Genomic DNA, 17,998 nt, shown 5'->3' with positions numbered 1-17,998 from the left:
GATGCAGCTCAACAATCCTGACGATTGTTGGCCACTGATGTTTCTAAAACGATCCGATAGATAGCAAGCTATCTGAAGGACCATCCTTAGAAAGGAGGTGATCCAGCCGCAGGTTCCCCTACGGCTACCTTGTTACGACTTCACCCCAGTCGCTGACCCTACCGTGGCCGGCTGCCCCCTTTCGGTTAGCGCACCGTCTTCAGGTAAAACCAACTCCCATGGTGTGACGGGCGGTGTGTACAAGGCCCGGGAACGTATTCACCGTGGCGTGCTGATCCACGATTACTAGCGATTCCAACTTCATGGGCTCGAGTTGCAGAGCCCAATCCGAACTGAGACGGCTTTTTGAGATTTGCGAAGGGTCACCCCTTAGCATCCCATTGTCACCGCCATTGTAGCACGTGTGTAGCCCAGCCCGTAAGGGCCATGAGGACTTGACGTCATCCCCACCTTCCTCGCGGCTTATCACCGGCAGTCTCCTTAGAGTGCTCAACTAAATGGTAGCAACTAAGGACGGGGGTTGCGCTCGTTGCGGGACTTAACCCAACATCTCACGACACGAGCTGACGACAGCCATGCAGCACCTGTCTCCGGTCCAGCCGAACTGAAGGACCCCGTCTCTGGGGCCCGCGACCGGGATGTCAAGGGCTGGTAAGGTTCTGCGCGTTGCGTCGAATTAAACCACATGCTCCACCGCTTGTGCGGGCCCCCGTCAATTCCTTTGAGTTTTAATCTTGCGACCGTACTCCCCAGGCGGAATGCTTAAAGCGTTAGCTGCGCCACTAGTGAGTAAACCCACTAACGGCTGGCATTCATCGTTTACGGCGTGGACTACCAGGGTATCTAATCCTGTTTGCTCCCCACGCTTTCGTGCCTCAGCGTCAGTATCGGGCCAGTGAGCCGCCTTCGCCACTGGTGTTCTTGCGAATATCTACGAATTTCACCTCTACACTCGCAGTTCCACTCACCTCTCCCGAACTCAAGATCTTCAGTATCAAAGGCAGTTCTGGAGTTGAGCTCCAGGATTTCACCCCTGACTTAAAGACCCGCCTACGCACCCTTTACGCCCAGTGATTCCGAGCAACGCTAGCCCCCTTCGTATTACCGCGGCTGCTGGCACGAAGTTAGCCGGGGCTTATTCTTGCGGTACCGTCATTATCTTCCCGCACAAAAGAGCTTTACAACCCTAGGGCCTTCATCACTCACGCGGCATGGCTGGATCAGGCTTGCGCCCATTGTCCAATATTCCCCACTGCTGCCTCCCGTAGGAGTTTGGGCCGTGTCTCAGTCCCAATGTGGCTGATCATCCTCTCAGACCAGCTACTGATCGTCGCCTTGGTGAGCCATTACCTCACCAACTAGCTAATCAGACGCGGGCCGATCTTTCGGCGATAAATCTTTCCCCGTAAGGGCTTATCCGGTATTAGCCCAAGTTTCCCTGGGTTGTTCCGAACCAAAAGGTACGTTCCCACGCGTTACTCACCCGTCTGCCGCTGACGTATTGCTACGCCCGCTCGACTTGCATGTGTTAAGCCTGCCGCCAGCGTTCGCTCTGAGCCAGGATCAAACTCTCAAGTTGGACTTGAAACCTTGAACCGGCTGATCACAACGTTTGACGAGGTCCCACCATATTTATCGCCCGCGATTCACATCGCTGACGACGATGGTGTAACCTTTAAAACGTGTACCGCCGAAGTCTTTCGTCCAGCCCCAACGCTTCAATACTTGCGTATTCAAGCGATCGAGACTCGCAAGGACTCCGCCGTCCACGTTTCTCTTTCTTCATCTTCACTTGTCAAACAGCCCGGGATCACTTGGGATCCCACCCTTCCATCTCTGGAAGGTTCCGTAGCCACCCATCCGACGACAAATAACAACCGACTTGTATCGGCTGTTGAGTCACTCATCGTAATGAGGAGCTTACGGGGCGCGAAGAGATGCCTTGGCCTCGGGGCCAATGCATCGCCGCGCTCAGTGGCCGGTTTATAGGCCCGCCCGATCGGGGTTGTCAACGCCCTTCGTCAACAAATTGTCGCATCACGTCGAAGAATTTTGGGACGCCAAGAAGTCCCTATGTTTCGGGCCTTTGGCCGCACTTGAGCCACAATCCTGCGACGTTCTGACTATAAGGTAAGCATTGAATCACCGGATGCCAGTGGGGGCTGCCCGGTGTTCATCTACCCGGGACAGGCGGTCTCGAGGAACCCGTCGCCTTTCCCACGCGGCCAGGAAACTTCGAGAGATCTGCTGACCATTGACGTTCGAGACTGCGGCCGGTCTTCTTCTGGCCTCTGATTCCCGAATTTCCATGCGTGCGGCAACGCCATGCTCCGGACTCGCTCCCTCAAAAGGGCGGAAACGTGGGGTCTGGATCGGGCGAGGTCTTGTCGGATGTCGATGGAATTTGGGGGGACACAGGGTTGAGCCAGAAGGCGCCACGCGGAAGCGGCTATGGACGCGAGATCGGGATCATTGATCTCGGTCACGAGCCGCCACTTTCCGTCGATGGCTCCGAAGCCGCGGTGATTGATCGCCGCCGTGTCTCTGTACAGTGGTTCAGCGGCACTATCCTCACCGGTCTGTGCGGCGCGGCCCTCATCGGCGGCGCCGTTTTTGCGTCCCTCGACGGCGAAATGACCTTTGCCAAAGTGCCGGAGCGGGTCGAAGGCGCGTTGCGCGGGGCATTCGGCGCCAATGACCGCACCGCCACCCTACACAAGAGCGACCGCCTGCCGCCGCCCGGCGAATCCACCGCCTCGCGCAATGTAATGCGGGTATCGACAGTTACCCGCGTCGGGAACCGCGACGTGATGCGGGTGCGGCCATTTGTTCGCATCTCCGGCAATCTATCGATGACGACGAGCGATCTCGCCGCCAAGATCCCGCCGTTCAACGCGCAGCGCATGCTCACCGATGTCGGCAGTTCGACTCAGCCGGCTTCCGAGGATCCGAACAATCCCGAGGCGGTCGAACCCGACGCCGAGGTTTCCTTCGTGACCAAGGATCTCGCAACGGTGCTGCCGAAGGCGAAAGTCTCCGCCGTGGTCGCGCTGGACGAAGTCCTGATGCGGGTGCGGGATGCCGCGAACTGGCGCGGCTCGGGCGGCGTCCGCTACACGGCGCTTGCCAATGCCGCCGCTGACACCAGCGGCGTGCAGTCCGATCTCAAGCTCGCCTATGCCACCGAAGGCAACGTCTCCGATCCCTATGCCGGCTTTGAAACCCGCATCGTGCCGGAAAATGTCACCCTGCTGCCGAAGACCAAGGACCAGATCACCGGCGGCAACCCCACCGGCGAACGCGTTCACATCGTGAGGAAGGGCGACAGCATCGCTTCAATCCTGCGCGACCAGGGCGCGACGCCCGATGAAGCCAGGGCGATCGCGTTGACCCTTGGCGCCCGCGGCCGCGACGGCGGCCTGAAGGAAGGCCAGAAGCTGCGCATCCTGATGGCGCCCTCGGGCCTCGGGCCTGCCGCCCGGCTGCAGCCCTATCGCGTGATCGTCGCCAACGACACCACCGTCGAAGCCGTGGCCGCGCTGTCGGACGTCGGCAAATATGTCGCGGTCGACGTGCAGAGCATGAATACCGTCGCCGAGGCTCCCGCCGGCAAAGATGACGAGGATGACGACGAGGATGACGGCAGCGGCGTCCGCCTCTACCAGAGCATCTACGAGACCGCCATGCGCAACAAGGTGCCGGCCGCGGTGATCGAGGACATGGTCCGCATCTATTCCTACGACGTCGATTTCCAGCGCAAAGTGCAACCGGGCGACTCCTTCGACGTGTTCTTCGCCGGCGACGACGAAGCCACCCCCAACACCGAAAAGACCGAGGTGCTGTTTGCTTCCCTCACCGTCGGCGGCGAGACCAAAAAATACTATCGCTTCCAGACCCCGGACGATTCCGTCGTCGATTTTTACGACGAGACCGGCAAGAGCGCGAAGAAGTTCCTGGTCCGCAAACCCGTCAACAACGCCATCATGCGGTCGGGCTTCGGCGGCCGCCGCCACCCGATCCTGGGCTTTACCAAGATGCACACCGGCGTGGACTGGGCGACACCCTACGGCACGCCGATCTTCGCCTCCGGCAATGGCGTGGTCGAGAAGGTCGGCTGGGAAGGCGGCTACGGCAAATACGTTCGCCTGAAACACAACAACGGCTACGAGACCGCCTACGGCCACATGTCGGCGTTCGCCAAGGGCATGGAACCCGGCAAGCGCGTGCGGCAGGGTCAGGTGATCGGCTTCGTCGGATCGACGGGCATGTCGACCGGCGCCCATGTCCACTACGAAATCCTGGTCAACGGCCGCTTCGTCGACCCGATGCGCGTCAAGCTGCCGCGCGGCCGTTCGCTCGAAGGCTCAATGCTGGCGAGCTTCGAAAAGGAGCGCGACCGTCTCGACGCCCAGATGAGCAACCGCGGCAACTCGGCGCGGGTTTCCGAAGCCACCGGCACCACGCCGCAGACCCGCCAGGTCAGCCGCTGAGCCTTCAGGCCGCCCCGAGAGACAACTTATCTACGGCGCCCCGCGAGCGCTGATCAGGAAGACTATTCCGATCGCCGTAAGTCCGAAGGCAACGGCGGCCAGCGGCAGCAGCATGTCGATTGCCGCCTGTGTACCATGGATCTTGCTGCCCCAGACAGCGAAGTCGCCAATTCTCCAGTCATGAAACGAGGTCTCGTCGGAGTGCGGTTGATGTGGCTTCGCGTGCCTCTTCCAGACCAGCGACAGCGACCACGGAAGCAGGACGGCAACCAGCAACAATACGCTGACCATGGCCAGCAGAAGTCCGATGTCACTCTCGCGGTCGAACAATATCCAGGCCGCTGCCGCAAACCACGCCACAAGCCCGACGGCGGCCCCATAGATACTGGGGTGGATCTGATCGAAGACGGGTCTGTTGCGTAGGACTATTTCTTTTGTCATCGGAGGGAACCCTATCTTTGGGTTTCTGGGCCGGTGCTCCCGGCAGTAGCCGACGCCCACTACCTGCAAGGGCAATTGCAGCGCCGCCCCGCGGTTTCATTAATTTGCGTTCAGTCGCGGCCCCGATGGAACCCGCACGGCCGTTATACGGTTGACTAATTGGCAAAATCTTCAATGGAGGATGCCATGGAGAATTGGAGCAACGCAAAATTGTGCGACGTCGCGAACCTGGTCCTCGGCGCGATACTGTTCTTTTCGCCGTGGATGTTCAGCGGCTTTGAGGCCGGAACGGTTTCCGCCAACGCCTACGTCACGGGTCTCGTGATCGCGATCATTGCGATAGCGGCGCTGGCAGCGTTCGCGGTCTGGGAGGAGTGGCTGAACCTGATCGTCGGACTGTGGGCGCTGGTATCGCCTTGGGTATTGGGCTTCCAGGGGACCACGGCGATGACGGTGCATGTGTTGATCGGCGCTGCCGTGGCGGTGCTGGCGGCGATCGAAATCTGGCTCATGACGCAATACCCGCCGCGGCTTACTACGGGCCGCTGAGGCACCTTGCTCGCGTACCGCCCGCCGCATGCTGGCGGCGGGCGGTTGTTGGTGCGACGTGAAGGGGATGAGCAGCAATGAACCGCATTACCCGGGACGACATCATCAAGGCAGTCAGCGGGGCTGATGAAGTTACGATCGCCCAGATCATCGGAACCGGCGCCACAGTAGATGAGCTGGCGGAGGCTCAAGCCTGGATGGCCAATGACGAGCCGATGCTGAATGCGGGCCGGCCGCTGGCGACCGGCCGGGTCCGCGAACTCGTGGATATACTGACGGAGCTCGAGCCCGAGGACGATGATCCCGGTCAGCCGGGGCCTGCCGTCAGTCCAACGGAATGACGTAGCCACAGGCGCCTTAGCCAAAAGCCCCGAACATTGCGTGTTCGGGGCTTTTGCATTGGTGTGGCTCAATTCAGCTTGCGCTTCGGCACCGGTGCTTCGAACTGGGCGATCTCCGCGGTTTGCGCGGCCTTGCCGTTGAAGGTCAGCACGTTGCCTTCGCTCGAGATCACGACGCGGTCGCCGTCGGCGATCTCGCCGGCGAGGATCATCTCGGCCAGGGGATCCTGCAGGTTGCGCTGGATCACCCGCTTCAGCGGACGGGCGCCGTAGGCCGGATCCCAACCCTTGGCGGCCAGCCAGTCGCGCGCCGCGGCATCCAGCGTCAGCGTGATCTTGCGATCCTCCAGGAGCCTCTGCAGGCGGGCGAACTGGATTTCGACGATCCGGCCCATCTCGCTCTTCTGCAGGCGGTGGAACAGGATGATCTCGTCGACGCGGTTGAGGAATTCGGGCCGGAAATGCGCCCGCACCATCCCCATCACCTGCTCGCGCACCGCCATTGTGTCCTCGCCTTCCGGCTGGTTCACCAAAAACTCCGAACCGAGGTTCGAGGTCATGATGATCAGCGTATTACGGAAGTCGACGGTGCGGCCTTGGCCGTCAGTCAGCCGGCCATCGTCGAGCACCTGCAGCAGCACGTTGAAGACGTCGGGGTGCGCCTTTTCGATCTCGTCGAACAGCACCACCTGATAGGGCCGCCGCCGTACCGCTTCGGTGAGCGCGCCGCCCTCGTCATAGCCGACATAGCCGGGAGGCGCGCCGATCAGCCGCGACACCGAGTGCTTTTCCATGAACTCGGACATGTCGAGGCGGACCATCGCGGTCTCGTCGTTGAACAGGTACTCCGCCAGCGCCTTCGTCAGTTCGGTCTTGCCGACGCCGGTGGGGCCCAAGAACATGAACGAGCCCATCGGGCGGTTCGGATCCTGCAGGCCGGCGCGCGAACGGCGCACGGCGGTTGCCACCGCACGCACGGCTTCGGCCTGGCCGACCACGCGCTTGCCGAGGCTATCCTCCATCTTCAGGAGCTTGTCCCTTTCGCCTTCCAGCATCTTGTCGACGGGAACGCCGGTCCAGCGCGACACCACCTGCGCGATGTGGTTGGCGGTTACCGCCTCCTCCATCATCTCGCCCACGTCTTCCTTGGCTTCGATTTCGGCGAGCTTCTTTTCGAGTTCGGGAATTCGGCCATAGGCGAGCTCACCCGCACGCTGGAATTCGCCGCGGCGCTGGGCATTGGCGAGTTCGATGCGCAAGGTGTCGAGTTCGCTCTTCAGCTTCTGCGCGTTCGACAGCTTGTTCTTCTCTGCGCTCCAGCGCGAAGTCAGGTCGGCCGATTGCTTCTCGAGTTCGGCCAGTTCCTTTTCCAGCGTCTGCAGGCGGGTTTTCGAGCCGAGATCGGTTTCCTTCTTCAGGGCCTCCTGCTCGATCTTCAGCCGGATGATTTCCCGGTCCATCAAATCGAGCTCTTCCGGCTTGGAATCGACCTGCATCTTCAGCCGCGCCGAGGCCTCATCCACGAGGTCGATGGCCTTGTCGGGCAGGAAACGATCGGTGATGTAGCGGTTCGACAGCGTGGTCGCGGCGACAAGCGCGGAATCGGTGATGCGAACGCCGTGGTGCTGCTCGTATTTGTCCTTCAGGCCGCGCAGGATCGAGATCGTATCCTCGACCGTCGGCTCGGAGACGAAGATCGGCTGGAAGCGCCGTGCCAGCGCGGCGTCCTTCTCGACATGCTTGCGATATTCGTCGAGCGTCGTCGCGCCGATGCAGTGCAGTTCGCCGCGCGCCAACGCCGGCTTCAAGAGGTTGGACGCGTCCATTGCACCGTCCGCCTTGCCGGCGCCGACCAGCGTATGCATCTCGTCGATGAACAGGATGATCGAGCCTTCGGCTGAGGTAACTTCCTGCAGCACCGCCTTCAACCGCTCCTCGAACTCGCCGCGGTACTTGGCGCCCGCAATCAGCGCGCCCATGTCGAGCGAGAGCAGTTTCTTGTCTTTCAGGCTCTCGGGCACGTCGCCGTTGAGGATACGCAGCGCCAGGCCTTCGACAATCGCGGTCTTGCCGACGCCAGGTTCGCCGATCAGCACCGGATTGTTCTTGGTGCGGCGGGAAAGCACCTGGATGGTGCGGCGGATTTCCTCGTCGCGGCCGATCACCGGATCGAGCTTGCCGTCGCGCGCGGCTTGCGTGAGGTCGCGGGCGTATTTCTTCAGCGCGTCGTAGGCGTTTTCGGCCGATGCGCTATCGGCTGTACGGCCCTTGCGCAGCGATTCGATTGCCGCATTGAGGTTTTGCGGCGTGACGCCGCCCTTGCTCAGAATGGTACCGGCCTCGCCGCTCTTCTCGAGCGTCAGCCCCAGCAGCAGCCGCTCGACCGTGACAAAGCTGTCGCCGGCCTTCTCGGCCGCTTTTTCCGCCGCGCCGAAGGCGCGCGCCATATCTGGGGCAAGATAAATTTGCCCGGCGCCGCTGCCCGAGACTTTCGGCAGCTTCTTCAGCGCGTCCTCGGTGGTCTTGAGGATGGCGCGGGAATTACCGCCCGCGCGGTCGATCAGCCCGCCGGCCAGTCCCTCGCTGTCGTCCAGCAGCACTTTCAGCACATGCAGCGTCGAGAACTGCTGGTGCCCATCGCGCATGGCGAGCGATTGCGCAGACTGGATGAAGCCGCGCGCCCGCTCGGTGTATTTTTCAATATTCATCTTTTGCTTCCCTCGGCATGCCGCGCCCACCCGGGGCGCGATCAGCAAAAGTGGAAACCGGTTTTGCGTCCGATCGCGCCCCATTTATGTTTGGCGCGTGACCTTGACGCGAAACCGCACACACTTTCGCGGGTCACGCGTGGCATGATTGCGGCATCTTCATTGGGTATCCGCGAACCGCATTGACATTCCTCAACCGGCCGCAGTCGTCGCCCGCTTTTCAGGCTTGCCTCGAATGTGGGCATCGTGGGGAAAAACGGAAGAGGCCCACTCACAAATTCGGGAACGGTTGGCGAAAGCCGAAGGAATCTCTTAATAAGCCGCATGGACGCCATCTCCCCCGCCCGGATCGCCGGGATTTACCGTTACCCCGTCAAGGGCCTGACCCCGGAGCAGCTCGACCGTGCCGAGCTCAAGCCCGGACAAACCCTTTTGGCTGACCGCCGCTACGCCATCGAGAACGGCCCCTCCGGTTTCGATCCGGCGGAGCCGAAATGGCTGCCGAAGCCGCACTTCCTGATGCTGATGCGGGATGAGTGGCTGGCCGGCCTGCACACTCATTTCGACGACGCGAGCAACGTGCTCTCGATCCGCCGGAACGGCGAGATTGCGGCCCAGGGCAATTTGGCGACCGCCGAAGGCCGGCGGACAATCGAGAACTTCTTTGCCACCGCCTTTGCCGGCCAGATCAAGGGCCCGCCAAAGGTGCTGGAAAGCCCCGGCCACAGTTTTTCGGATGTCGCCCGCAAGGTCGTTTCGATCATCAACCTCGCCAGCGTCCGCGCCATCGAGGACATCGTCGGCGCCCCCGTTCATCCGCTTCGCTTTCGCGCCAATCTCTATGTCGAGGGCTGGCCGGCCTGGCACGAATTCGACCTGCTCGACCGGACGCTTGCGATCGGCGACATCAGGCTGAGGGTGGTGAAACGCATCGTCCGCTGCGCCGCTGTCAATGTCGATCCCGATACGGCCGGGCGCGATCTCGCGATTCCCCCGGCGCTGCAGCGCCAACTCGGCCACGGCGATTGCGGGATCTATGCCGAGGTGATCACCGGCGGCAGCATCAGCACCGGCGAAGCGATCGCGGCGGAGCAGGCCGAGTTGTTGTAGGGCGTCTGCTGCCATTGCGGGTACGACGCTCACGCGACTGTCATCCCCGCCAACGGGTCGCGCGAATGCGCGCCCGATGACAGGCTCCGGCGGGGATCCAGTACGCCGCGGCTTTTCGGTTCTATCACTGACGTCTCTGGAATACTGGGTCACCCGCCTTCGCGGGTGACGACAGTTGAGTATGAGTTCGCATTCTCGCGACGCATTGCGCCCGAGGTTTGCTCTTCACTTCCCGCCCTCTCATTTAGAGGGCGCAGGGAAGACCGGGTGCTTGCTGCACCCGCGGTCTCGTGTGCAATTGCGCATCAAGAACACGCACACGAGCATACAGGTACAGCGGGAGCATCCCGGCCTTCCCTGCGCAATGGCTTTACGGCTTACTTCGTGCTCTTCCCGGAGAACGGCTCTTTTGCCTCCGTCGCCCCTGAGAAGCTTCGCTTCTTAAGGACTTAACGCCAGCACCGCGGCGCCCGAACCACACGACTTCGCCGTACGCGTCCGGCGCGTACGTCTAGCGCGCCATCAGCGTCCATCGCATCTCACCGCACGTTCGTGACGATCGCGAGCGCCCCTCAATCGGGTGAGACGGGCGGAAATATGCGGCTGATTTGCCTCTCGCGTGAAGCAGAATATTTTTGGTTCCCGGGCTTGACACGATTTCTGAAAATCAGAAGTGATTTGCCCGTCAGGGGCAGCCACAAAGTCACATAAATCGTAGGGGAGCAAAGCGCCCACCCTACAACTGCGACAGCCGCGGCTTTGATCACCCTCCCCTGGAGGGGGAGGGTCGACGCGCGTGCAACGCGCGGCGGGGTGGGGTGACGGTCTCTCCACATCCAACAGTGCCCGTGAGGAGAGATCACCCCACCCCGTTTCGCATTTCGCTACGCTCATGCGAACCGACCCTCCCCCTCCAGGGGAGGGTAAGCGGTAGGGTGGGCAAAGGCTTCTTGGCCGTGCCCACCATTCTCAATCCCGATGCTGATTTGGAGGCCCGACAAGCTCGATGGAACTATTCCGCCGGCGCAAGCTGGCCCCTGCTCGAGCGTGCTGCAGCGGTCTCGCGCACCCGGACACGGGCACGGCGCTTGCGCCACCAGATCACGACGCCGGTCACCGACAGCGCCGCAACGACCAGCCCCATCACCGAGATCAGGATGCGGCCGGGCAGCCCGACGATCCGTCCGGAATGCAGCGGGAACTGCGCCTGCACGAAGATATCGGCGGCGGTGCCGACCCACGGCAGTCGCTCGCCGATCGGGCGTCCGTCCTCGCTGTCGTAATAAAGCTGCGCCGGGCCGACGCCGCCGGCGCCATGATCGTCGCCGGGATGGAAGAAGGCCGCAGCATACACGCCGTGGGCCGGGCCGTAATTGATCGAACCGACCGGCGTGGTCCATCCTGTGCTCTTGCCGTCGGCCGCCGCCCGCGCGGCGATATCGGCATACGTGACCTTGGGTTCGATCGGATCGTCGAGATGCCGGTACGGACGCTGCTCATACGGCGTCGGAGTGTAGTTCGATACCGTCTTCATCAGCGGCGAGAACACCTCGAAATACAGGTTGAGCGAGAACGCCGTGAAGGCAATGACGAACAGCAGCGCCCAGGTCCACAGGCTGAAAGCGCGGTGGATATCGAAATTGATTCGGTAGGCACTGCCCGAGGTCTTGATCTTCCAGGCCGGCGCCCAGCGCGCCCAGAAGCCACGGCCGAGTTCGCGCGCAACGGCAGGCGCCCGTTCTGCCCTGGCGCGGCGACGGGACGGCAGCGTCAGATAGAAACCGACGAAGCAATCGATGGTCCAGATGATCGCGATAACGCCAAGCACCCGCATCCCCCAGCGATCGCTGCCCCAGAATTCCGGGATGTGCATGGTGTAGTGCAGCTTGTAGAGGAACGAGACGAAGTTGGCGCGCGTCACCGGCCACACCGCGCCCCAGTAGCGCCGCCCGAGCTCTGCGCCGGTGTTGGGATCGAGGAAGATCTGGTTGTAATCCAGGCTAAATCGCTTGCCGGTAGCGGGATCGATCCGCGGCAGCACGAAGAACCACAGCGATTCGCCCTTTTCCGGCGTCATGAACATGTGGACGACGCGCGCGCGCGGATCGCGCTGCTCGATCAGCTTGACAAGTTCGACGGAGGCAATCGCGGGACCGCTGCTGGTCACGTCGAACAGGTGCTTGTTCAAGAGGTCGTCGATCTCGTGATCCCACGAGATGATCGCGCCGGTGATGCCCGAAAAAAACAGAAAGCCGGCGGTGAGAAGGCCGGCCCAGCGATGCAGTCGCCCGAAGATCGATTTCATGGCTTCGCCCATGCTGTTGGGTACTTCAATGAGCAAACATCATCACCGCCGGTCGACCGACCGGCGGTGATGTATCCGTTGCATTTCGCGGTCGACCTACCATCGATAGGTCAGCTTGGCGATCGCCTTGCGGCCCTCGGCATAGAAGCAGCTCGTATAGCCGTAGCAGGCCGCGACATAGCGGGTGTCGGCGATGTTGGTGACGTTCAGCGCCAGGCGATAGTTGTCTTTGGTGTAGGCCAGCAGCGCGTCGACCGCGGTCGAGGCCGGCACCTTGAAAGTGTTGGCATCGTCGCCGAAGGTCGAGCCGACATAACGGACGCCGCCACCTACCTGGACGCCGGCGAGCGGCCCGCTCTGCAGCGTGTAGTCGGTCCACAGCGCGAACCGGTTGAGCGGCACGGTGGTCGGCGCCTTGCCGACGCTTACGGGGTCCTCCGTGACCACGGCATCGATGTAGGAGTAGGCACCGCGAACGTTGAAGCCTTCGATCAGCGTGGCCGTGCCTTCGAGCTCGATGCCGCGCGAGTTCACCTGCCCCCCTCTGCTCGGCGGTGTAAAGCGGCGGCGCGAAGGTGACGACATTGGACCGCGTCAGATCGAACGCCGCCAGAGTGATCAGCGCATTGATTCCGACCGGCTGATATTTCACGCCGACTTCATACTGGACGCCGGTTTCCGGCTTCAGCAGCTCGCCCGCGGCGCTGGTGTTGAGCACCGGCAGGAATGATTCGGCGTAGCTGAAATACGGCGCGATACCGTTGTCGAAATTGTACATCACGGCGGCGCGGTGGGTGAGTGCCGAGTCATTCGTTCTCGCGGAAGACCCGGGTCTCGCGGCAGCCGCGGCGAGAAAGTCGTCCAGATCGGTCGTGGCGAAGTCCTGCCGGGCGCCGAGCAGGAACGAAAGCCGGCCGAGCTTGATCTGATCCTGCGCGTAGAATCCGATCTGCGACTGCTTGATGCTCATATCGTCAGCAGGGCCGAGATTGGTCCATGTGTTGGTGTAGACAGGCGCAAACACGTTGATCTTGCCGGTGCTGTACGCTGAAGCGACGTCCCGGAACGAGGTGTTGCGGTAGTCGATGCCGAACAACGTGGTGTGGCTCAAAATGCCGGTGACGAATTTTCCCTGGAGCTGATTATCGACTGCGAAGGAGTTGATGGTCGTTGCACCGCCAGAGCCGGCACGCGACATCAGGCCTGCGGCTTCGTCGGCCGCCGAGGCGTAGCCCAGGCCGTAGAAGCTCTGCTGTTCATTGTGCATCCACGCATAACGCAGGTTCTGCCGGAACGTGAGCGCCTCGTTGATGTCGTGCGAAAGCAGGTAGCCCGCCGTGGCCAACTCGGTATCAAACCGGTTGAAATTGGGCTCGCCGCCGAAAAACGTATTCGGAATGATGCGGCCGTTGTTCGGAAACACCGTGCCCGACGGCGGCAGGAATTGCAGGCCCCAGCCGGCGGTGTCCTTTTGATAGTTGGCCAGCAGCGTGATGGTGGTGTCTTCGTTCGGCTTGATCGTCACCGCCGGCGCGATGAAGACGCGGTTGTCCTTGGTGAAATCGACCTGGGTTTCGCCGTCGCGGACAGCGCCGGTGAGGCGCCACAACACCGTGCCTTCCTTATTGGCGGGGCCGCCGACGTCAAACTGGCCCTGGTAGCGATTGAAGCTGCCGCCCGAGACGGAGATCTCGCCGAACTGGTGGGCCGTGGGCAGCTTGCTGACATAGTTGAGAATGCCGCCGGTGCCGCTGCCGCCGTACATCACCGAGGATGGACCCTTCAGCACTTCCAGACGCTCGGCGCCGTAGGGCTCCAGACCGAGGAAGTGCACATAGCGGCTGCTGGGCAGCCGCAGGCCATCGAGATAGAGGCCCGGCATGGTCATGTCGAAACCGCGGATCTGCAACCCGCCGAAGCGCGTGTCGGAACCGCCGTTGACGTCGCCGCTGACGCCCGCCGTGTAGCGCAGCGCCGCGCCGACCGATTCCGCCCCCTGGTTTTTGATCTGGTCGGTGGTGACGACGGAAATCGACTGCGGGGTTTCGATGATCGGCGTGTCGGTCTTGGTCGCGGTGCCGGTGCGGGTTGCGACAAAGCCGCGCACGGGACCGTTGGCGCGTTCGCCGGCACCTGGGCCCGATGCAGGCACAGCCGGTGCCGGCTGCGGGTTGGCGGCGGCGCGAGTGACGCGCGTCGTGCGCGTGGTCGCAGCGCGGCGGGATGGTTGGGCCGCGGCCGGGCGCGCGCGCTGCTGAGGCGCGTCCACGGTGACCGGCGGCAGTGACGACTGCGCCAGCGCAGCGCCTGTCTGCAGGGAGAAGCTGCTGACGGCCCCGAGGCAGATCATTCGCAAGAGTTGAAGTCGAGTGGCGGAAAACGAATGAAATGCTGTCAGTGTCACCCTTAGATACCCCGAAGTCTGCCGGCTTGGCCGGTAGGATTTTTGATGCCCCGCTCTAACGCAGACATCTTCGGAGTTCGATGGGTGGTTGCTAGAATTGCTCCAGACTGCGCGATCGATGGGGAATATCCCGGAAATCGTTCAATACGCGCACGTCGTTTTGCAAACAGCCACCACATACGGCGGTGATCTCATCATCACGTCAATGCGACGGGAGAGAAGCGCCGGTTTGCCGATGGCAACAGCGCGAGAGACTTGCGATCGCGTCGTTCAATCGTGACGCGCATCAGCGTCGCGCCGACGCACAGGGTCGCCTCGAACTGGATTTCAGATTCCAAGCGCAAGAAGGCCAGTACAAACCACAATCAAACTGACGACGATAACCGCAAGAAAACTGGATGAAGCAAAATCTTCGCGCATGACGACACCTACTGCCTCAGGCAAATCTCTCGTGAGCCTGAACCCTCGCCCCAGGGAGTCTCACATAGCCTCCGGTTGTTTGGCAGAGCCATCAAACCACTGGTTTGTTTCAGGGTGTCTTCGTTGGACTGATAAAACGACTTCGTCGGAAGGTCCTGCTGTTGCGTCCCAGAGTTCCCACGAAACCATCACGAAGCGTGCTCGACGACGAAGCGTGCTCGACGATAGAGGGTGGGCACGGCGCACGCGCGCCTTTGCCCACCCTACCGTTCAGCCGCGCCTCAGCTCGTCGGCATGACGTAGGCGTAGATGCGGCCGCGCGAGACTGGGGCCGGCGTCCCTAAACCGTCGCCCGTTCGCCGGCCATCGCACGCTCTATCGCGTCTATCAAGACCTGGAGCTCGACGAATTTTAGGCGCGCGCGCTCCGCCTTGTCGCGATCGAACGGCGCGGCGAGCACCTTTGCGTGTGCATCGCGATCCTCAATCATGCGGTCACGAGCCTTCTTCAAGATCTCATGGCGTTCGTTCATCTGGTCACTACCTCCATCGTGCCGAAATCCCTCAGGCGAAGCGGACTACCAATTGATGATCACGGCGCCGGCAATGACCAGCCCCAGGAAGACCGGCAAAAGTATGGGTGGGACAAGCCCCTCGCTGAGAGCGAATTTTTTGGGATCGGGCATATACTCACCTGTTCAGTTCAGGCGGGACATGCCGCCGCATTTCTTTTCGAGTCAGGCCTGCTCGATCTATGCGCGAAAATCGATGCCGCGCAAAATAATGCCTGGGGGGTTGCCTTCAAATTCTCCGGCGAGAAATTTCCGGGAAGCGCATTGCTCGATCCGATCCCGCAGCCGCACGAATTGTCGTTCGCGCTGGTCCGCCGCTGTACGCGAGACATGTTCGAGATCGTCCATCGCTGCGGCGCTGATGGCGCACGGTATCACCGTGGCACCGTCCATCATCGAGAACAGCACCACCATGCGATTGAAGTCATAACCACCGATGTCGCCGCGCACGAGTGTCATTTGATCCATCTCCGGCTGGTAAAGGCCATGCCGCGAGCTTTCATGCTCATCATTTCTTTCGAACGGGTTGAGGATCGATCTCCGCAATCCTGCGCAGGCATTCGGCTTCCGAATCGTGCGGACCAGAGACGAATGTTCCGCTGACTTTGGTGGAGTACCATCCGGAAACGACGCCGAGGCGGAGCGATTCTTCAGTCTTGACGTGACGAGGCGAGAGATTTTGCATTCGGTGCTTTCAGTTGCGCGTTCGAGGTAATTCGAGTGCGTGGCAAGAAGCTCGACGGCCGAGCCGGAATATTCGCCACGTCAGCTTTCACCAGCGAGGCGGGTGAGGTCGGCCAGTACGGTGGCCACGAGGTCGCGGTGATGCGTGTCGGTCGGCGCCAAATCCGCCGCATAGAGATTAAGGACGTACCGCGCCTTTGCGACCGCTTCCGGCCACGACTCAGCCGGGACGGTCAGGAGCTGTAGCTCGAGGGCGGCCTGGCGGTCCCGCTGCAGCTTTGCGTTAGCCTCGACGTCGGCGAGCGCGCGGCGGATATCGGTCGCCTTTTGCGCCGCCATGCCCCGGTGCTTGTCGAGATCGACCGGGGTTTCACTCACGAGACGCGATCGCGTCGTCGCGCTGCGCATCGGAAAGATCGACCGAGCTGATCGAGATCATTTCCGTCGAAGCTTGGCGCGGCGCCGCGCCGGGGACCATGATCATGGTGGCGACGCGGCGGAAGCTCTGAAATGAAAGTCCTTCGATCATTTCCTCGTCGGTGATGACCTCATAAGCACCAGGCGGCAACAGCCGGCCGACCCCCTTGAGATGGAACGGACGCTTGAAATGAATCATTTCCCGTCGCGAGCGCATGGTCATGTATCGACCGTGCGCCCTTTCCCCGCAAATAGCTATCGATTTCTCGAACACAAAGCGGCATTCGTCCAGGTTAGGGTAACCCGCGCCAGCCGCTGAACCGGGGACTAATACGGCCCGGCATCGCAATTACGAGAACAATCGATCGGTCGCCTTGTCGAGCCGCTTCGCCGAACCGCTCGCGTCACTTAAATGACCAACCAATTCACCGGATAGCCGGTAGATGTTCTTGCCCTTGAGGTCAAAGAGCTTCTTGCCGCTAAGATCGAAAATTTCGGGACCGACCACCACAGCGACACGGGTTCCCTTACTGTTGAATATGTTGCCGTTCATGAGCGGCCTCCTTGTTTGACAGCCCGCTGTGAATGCTGCGCCCATTCGTCGTCAGTAGCGAGATAAATCGACCGGAGCCCGCGCCTTTACTGCGGCGGCCTCAGCGGACTGCCCAACCATCCCAGCGCTATGCGCAAAGCGCCGGCCGCCGAGGTATCTGTCTTCCCGGCCTTCACCCCGCCTGCAAGCATCATCGTGAAGGCAGCCTCGCCCCGCAAGGAACGGGGCGAAGCGCCGCGACGCAATCCGCCCTCAGCTCGTCGGCATGACGTAGGCGTAGATGCGGCCGCGCGAGACTGGCAACTCGCGGACGCGGTTGCCGCTGTTGCCGGAGATCATGATCGGATTGCCCTTGGCGTCGATGCCGGTGATGATGCCGACATGGCCGCCGCGGCGGCCGCGCGACATCACCGCAATGGCGCCGACCTGCGGGCCGGCAACGCGCTGGCCGTATTTCGCGAACGAGCTCGCCATGTCCGAGCCGGTGCCGCGATAGCCGGAATGTTGCAGGACCATGTTCATGAACCGCGCGCACCACAGGCTGCCGCGTCCCGTGGGGTTGCCGCCGAGATATTTCCGTGCTTCGGCCACGACGTTCGATGAGGTGAAGCTGGATGCCATCGCGCCGCCGGTCGGCGGTACCGTCGAATTGGATTCGACGCTCGTTCCTGGCGTGACGCTGGCGTTGGCATCGGCAAGACCGCGCGCGTGCATCTGCGTGACCGCGCGCTCCCAGCGCGATGTGTGCCGGGCGTGCCGGATCCGGGCACGACGGCCGGCGCGATCGGCGCGCGCTGCCTTGACTGTGTTGGACGAGACGAAACCGCCGGGTGTCACCATCTCGGCGCTGCTTCCCAGGAAGCTCGGGTTATTCTCGGCAAAGCCGCCTGTCTGCATTTGTGCAGCCCTGCGCTTCCAGCGCGACATCCTGAGAGCATGGCGATGGTGGCGATATGCATAATGCTTGACGTGATGGCCGGCGTGATAGGCGCGAGCGTGTCGCCC

14 protein-coding genes, 1 rRNA gene and 1 pseudogene are annotated in these 17,998 nt (G+C 61.9%); 4 read left to right on the top strand and 12 right to left on the bottom strand.

The annotated features are described in order from the left end of the window. Positions 1 to 90: 90 nt before the first annotated feature. Positions 91 to 1,579, bottom strand: a 16S ribosomal RNA gene (locus V1290_RS23285). A gap of 841 nt (positions 1,580 to 2,420) precedes the next feature. On the opposite strand from V1290_RS23285, the gene V1290_RS23280 reads away from it, so the two are divergent. Further along, on the top strand, positions 2,421 to 4,490 hold the full coding sequence (locus V1290_RS23280; protein ID WP_334366543.1) for a M23 family metallopeptidase: 2,070 nt from the start codon (positions 2,421 to 2,423) through the stop codon (positions 4,488 to 4,490). 30 nt (positions 4,491 to 4,520) lie between these two features. Here the strand turns inward: V1290_RS23280 and V1290_RS23275 are convergent, their stop codons facing one another. Further along, entirely contained in the window at positions 4,521 to 4,931 is a 411-nt protein-coding gene (locus V1290_RS23275; RefSeq protein ID WP_334366542.1) for a hypothetical protein, read from the bottom strand. A gap of 186 nt (positions 4,932 to 5,117) precedes the next feature. Between V1290_RS23275 and V1290_RS23270 the strand changes: the two genes are divergently transcribed. Together V1290_RS23270 and V1290_RS23265 are read left to right on the top strand one after the other, a co-directional pair. After that, the gene (locus V1290_RS23270) at positions 5,118 to 5,480 is read left to right on the top strand and encodes an SPW repeat protein (protein ID WP_334366541.1); all 363 of its coding nucleotides are present in this window, start codon (positions 5,118 to 5,120) and stop codon (positions 5,478 to 5,480) included. A gap of 77 nt (positions 5,481 to 5,557) precedes the next feature. Next, positions 5,558 to 5,821 carry a hypothetical protein gene (locus V1290_RS23265; RefSeq protein ID WP_334366540.1) on the top strand — a complete coding sequence of 88 codons (264 nt, stop codon included), beginning with the start codon at positions 5,558 to 5,560 and terminating at the stop codon, positions 5,819 to 5,821. Positions 5,822 to 5,889: 68 nt separating this feature from the next. On the opposite strand, the gene clpB is transcribed toward V1290_RS23265, so the two are convergent. Further along, a complete protein-coding gene (gene clpB, locus V1290_RS23260) occupies positions 5,890 to 8,529 on the bottom strand; it encodes an ATP-dependent chaperone ClpB (protein ID WP_334366539.1) in 2,640 nt (879 codons plus the stop codon). A gap of 324 nt (positions 8,530 to 8,853) precedes the next feature. On the opposite strand from clpB, the gene V1290_RS23255 reads away from it, so the two are divergent. Beyond that, positions 8,854 to 9,639 (top strand): MOSC domain-containing protein, encoded by a 786-nt coding sequence (locus V1290_RS23255; RefSeq protein WP_334366538.1) that lies wholly within the window; start codon positions 8,854 to 8,856, stop codon positions 9,637 to 9,639. A gap of 1,012 nt (positions 9,640 to 10,651) precedes the next feature. Here V1290_RS23255 and fsrB read toward each other — a convergent pair. From fsrB to V1290_RS23215, 9 genes and pseudogenes are all read right to left on the bottom strand, one after another. Further along, the gene (gene fsrB / locus V1290_RS23250) at positions 10,652 to 11,944 is read right to left on the bottom strand and encodes a siderophore utilization protein FsrB (RefSeq protein ID WP_334366537.1); all 1,293 of its coding nucleotides are present in this window, start codon (positions 11,942 to 11,944) and stop codon (positions 10,652 to 10,654) included. Between the two features lie 96 nt (positions 11,945 to 12,040). Beyond that, the gene (locus tag V1290_RS36555; protein WP_442895071.1) at positions 12,041 to 12,529 is read right to left on the bottom strand and encodes a TonB-dependent siderophore receptor; all 489 of its coding nucleotides are present in this window, start codon (positions 12,527 to 12,529) and stop codon (positions 12,041 to 12,043) included. A 34-nt stretch (positions 12,530 to 12,563) separates the two neighbouring features. Next, positions 12,564 to 14,294, bottom strand: a pseudogene (locus V1290_RS23245) (TonB-dependent siderophore receptor); the annotation flags it as partial. Between the two features lie 814 nt (positions 14,295 to 15,108). Then, on the bottom strand, positions 15,109 to 15,300 hold the full coding sequence (locus tag V1290_RS23240) for a hypothetical protein (protein WP_334366536.1): 192 nt from the start codon (positions 15,298 to 15,300) through the stop codon (positions 15,109 to 15,111). Positions 15,301 to 15,519: 219 nt separating this feature from the next. Continuing rightward, complete coding sequence (locus V1290_RS23235; RefSeq protein WP_334366535.1) at positions 15,520 to 15,798, bottom strand: DUF1488 family protein; 279 nt, start codon at positions 15,796 to 15,798, stop codon at positions 15,520 to 15,522. A gap of 306 nt (positions 15,799 to 16,104) precedes the next feature. After that, entirely contained in the window at positions 16,105 to 16,401 is a 297-nt protein-coding gene (locus V1290_RS23230; RefSeq protein ID WP_057842871.1) for a hypothetical protein, read from the bottom strand. Next, positions 16,394 to 16,663, bottom strand: coding sequence for a hypothetical protein (locus tag V1290_RS23225; protein ID WP_334366534.1), 270 nt, complete (start codon positions 16,661 to 16,663; stop codon positions 16,394 to 16,396). Before V1290_RS23225 ends, V1290_RS23230 begins: the two co-directional genes overlap by 8 nt. 126 nt (positions 16,664 to 16,789) lie before the next feature. Next, positions 16,790 to 16,993: a hypothetical protein gene (locus V1290_RS23220; RefSeq protein WP_334366533.1), complete on the bottom strand. Its 204-nt coding sequence runs from the start codon at positions 16,991 to 16,993 to the stop codon at positions 16,790 to 16,792. Between the two features lie 252 nt (positions 16,994 to 17,245). Further along, complete coding sequence (locus V1290_RS23215; protein ID WP_334366532.1) at positions 17,246 to 17,890, bottom strand: TIGR02594 family protein; 645 nt, start codon at positions 17,888 to 17,890, stop codon at positions 17,246 to 17,248. Positions 17,891 to 17,998 lie beyond the last annotated feature (108 nt).

The sequence above is a fragment of the Bradyrhizobium sp. AZCC 1578 genome, from assembly GCF_036924675.1.
Classification (GTDB): Bacteria; Pseudomonadota; Alphaproteobacteria; order Rhizobiales; family Xanthobacteraceae; genus Bradyrhizobium.
The sequence above is the reverse complement of the archived record's forward strand: the minus strand, read 5'-3'. Positions and strand labels throughout refer to the sequence as shown.